Below are 2,445 nucleotides of genomic sequence, written 5' to 3' on the forward strand. Positions count from 1 at the left end.
GCCCGGGTCGCCGTGGTCGCGGCCGGCACCTCGGACGTCCCGGTCGCCCGGGAGGTCCTGCGGACGCTCGGCTATGCCGGCCGGGCCGCGACGCTGTTCGCCGATGTCGGCGTCGCCGGCCTGTGGCGGCTGACCACGCGGCTGGAGGAGATCCGGGCGCATCCGGTGGTGATCGTCGCGGCCGGCATGGATGCGGCGCTGCCGAGCGTGGTCGGCGGCCTAGTCGCCGGGGCGGTGATCGCGGTCCCGACCTCCGTGGGCTACGGCGTCGCCGCAGGGGGGCGCACGGCTCTGGACGCGGTGCTGGCGAGCTGCGCCCCCGGGATCGTGGTGGTCAATATCGACAACGGCTACGGGGCCGCCTGCGCGGCCCTGCGCCTGCTCAACGCGGCGAGCCGCCTCGCCCAGGAGGCCGAACGATGATGTCCCGCCACCCGTTACCGTCCGAACCAGACACCCTCCCGAACGGAGATATCCGATGGAACGCCGCAGCTTCCTTCAAGGCGCCGTGCTCGGCGCGGGGCTTACGGGCACCAGTCTCGCGGGCGCCGGCAGCGCAGGTGCGGCCGTGAACGTCCCGCCGCTTCCGAACACCCGGCCGCAGGACCCGGCCGACCTGCCGCTGATCACCGATCCGGGCGAACGCCGGGGCGAGATGCTCTATCGCACCTTCGGTCGGACGTCGGAAAAGATCTCGGCGATCGGGATGGGCGGGTTCCACCTCGGCAAGAGCGCGGTGACCGACGACGAGGCGACCCGGCTGATCCATGCCGGCGTCGATCGCGGCATCACCTTCATGGACAATTGCTGGGACTACAACGACGGCCGTTCCGAACTGCGCATGGGCGCGGCCCTGGCTCAGGGCGGCTATCGCGACAAGGTCTTCCTGATGTCCAAGATGGACGGGCGGACCAAGGAGGAGGCGCTCAAGCAGATCGACCAGTCGCTCCTGCGCCTGCGCACCGACCGGATCGACCTCGTCCAGCACCACGAGATCCTGCGCTACGACGACCCGGACCGCGTCTTCGCGGAGGGCGGGGCCATGGAGGGGTTCCTCGAGGCCAAGAAGCAGGGGAAGCTGCGCTATATCGGCTTCACCGGCCACAAGGACCCGCGCATCCACCTGCAGATGCTGGCGGTGGCGCAGGAGCGCGGCTTCCAGTTCGATTCCTGCCAGATGCCGCTCAACGTGATGGACGCGCATTTCCGCTCGTTCGGCCATCTGGTGCTGCCGCACCTCGTGGCCGAGGGCATCGCGCCGCTCGCCATGAAAACGTTCGGCGACGGGGTGATTCTGAAGGCCGACGCGCCGATCAAGCCGCTGGAATATCTGCACTTCTCGCTGAACCTGCCGGTCTCGGTGGTGATCACCGGCATCCAGAACCAGCGCGACCTCGACCAGGCCTTCGAGGCGGTGAAGACCTTTAAGCCGATGGACAAGGCGACGGTGGCCGAGTTGCTGTCGCGCTCCAAGCCCTACGCGCTGGAGGGCAAGTACGAGCTGTTCAAGACGAGCGCGACCTTCGACGGCACCGCCAAGAACGCGGCCTGGCTCGGCGAGGACGTGCAGAGCGTGAAGAAGCTCGCGCCGACGATGGAGTAGGGGCGCCGCTTGGGTGGGGGGAGTTCTGTCCTCCCCTTTGTGACTCCAGCCTACTCAGGTTTCGACTGTAGCCGCAGTCTTGCAGAAGGTGCGGGTCCCCTCTCCCGTGCGGGAGAGGGACAGGGTGAGGGACCAGGTTTTTCCGGATAGGGCGCATCCCTCACCCCAACCCTCTCCCGCACGGGAGAGGGGGCGCGTCGCGGTCTGCAACAACGCCGGCGCCTAGCTCGCAGAGCGGGCGGGAGGGGCGTCCGACCCTATGCCACATCCTCCAACCGGATCGGCAGCTTGCGGATCCGGCGGCCGGTGGCGTGGTGGACGGCGTTGGCGATGGCCGCGTTGACGCCGATGATGCCGAGCTCGCCGAGGCCCTTGAGGCCGAGGGCGTCGACCTGATCGTCCGGGTCCGGCACCAGCAGCGCCTCGACCTCCGGCGCGTCGGCCGAGGTCGGGACGAGATACTCGGCGAGATCCGGATTGCGGTAGGCGGCCCCGTCCAGCACGGTCTCTTCGAGCAGTGCCGAGCCGAGACCCCAGATCATCCCGCCGGTGAGCTGGCTCTTGGCGGTCAACGGGTTGAGGATCCGCCCCGCCGCGAAGGCGCCGGTGAGCCGGGCCACCCGGATCTCCCCGGTCTCGGCATGGACATGAACCTCCGCGAACTGCGCGCCGAAGCCCCAGGACACGGCATGGCCGCCCCCGCCGAAGGCCAGCCCGATATGGCCCTGCCGCAGGCCCGCCAGCGCCTTCTCCCGGTCGCCGCCCGCGGGCACGAATTCGGCCAGCGTCTCGACCCCCGCGGGGCCGACGGCGTCGGCCAGCGCGAGGCCGGTGCCGTCCGG

At 69.9% G+C, this 2,445-nt stretch carries 3 protein-coding genes; 2 read left to right on the forward strand and 1 reads right to left on the reverse strand.

Annotated elements, in window-relative coordinates; genetic code table 11:
* Positions 1 to 423, forward strand: a 423-nt coding sequence (larB, locus tag FV228_RS26815) for a nickel pincer cofactor biosynthesis protein LarB (RefSeq protein ID WP_147857302.1), incomplete at its 5' end; no start/stop codon positions are given.
* A 55-nt stretch (positions 424 to 478) separates the two neighbouring features.
* Complete coding sequence (locus tag FV228_RS26820; RefSeq protein ID WP_147857303.1) at positions 479 to 1,603, forward strand: aldo/keto reductase; 1,125 nt, start codon at positions 479 to 481, stop codon at positions 1,601 to 1,603.
* 257 nt (positions 1,604 to 1,860) lie between these two features.
* Here the strand turns inward: FV228_RS26820 and FV228_RS26825 are convergent.
* On the reverse strand, positions 1,861 to 2,445 hold a 585-nt coding region (locus tag FV228_RS26825; protein ID WP_147857304.1), incomplete at its 5' end, for a molybdopterin cofactor-binding domain-containing protein.

This window comes from Methylobacterium sp. WL18, from assembly GCF_008040015.1.
Classification (GTDB): domain Bacteria; phylum Pseudomonadota; class Alphaproteobacteria; order Rhizobiales; family Beijerinckiaceae; genus Methylobacterium; species Methylobacterium mesophilicum.

Excerpts from the sequence above, each read along its gene's own strand:
- FV228_RS26820 (WP_147857303.1), top strand. The coding sequence starts at position 479 with ATGGAACGCCGCAGCTTCCTTCAAGGCGCCGTGCTCGGCGCGGGGCTT.